The following is a 260-nucleotide window of genomic DNA, read 5'->3' on the forward strand; positions in this document are numbered from 1 at the left end:
GCAAGATAACCATCAATCAGATCACCACAGATGTCATAAAACATCGCTACCAGGCTGGCCAGCCGCTCAAAGCGGTCATGCAAGTCGTTCAGTGTGTGGTCCAGCTCCAGATCTGGTTGTGTAAACAACGCCAGATCACTGGTTTTTAATTCATCGGTGATGCTTTGGTGATAATTAAACACCCGCCGCAATTTCACCAACCGGGAACGATACCCCATTAACTGGCGCATCAAGGCGTCAGTGCCCTGCTCGTACAAGGC

1 protein-coding gene is annotated in these 260 nt (G+C 50.0%); it reads right to left on the reverse strand.

Features of this window, described 5'->3' with window-relative positions; all coding sequences use genetic code 11:
- Positions 1–260: CorA family divalent cation transporter (locus tag Q4563_RS20735; protein ID WP_442903833.1), on the reverse strand; the 260-nt coding region annotated here is incomplete at both ends.

Source organism: Gilvimarinus sp. 1_MG-2023 (assembly GCF_030548285.1).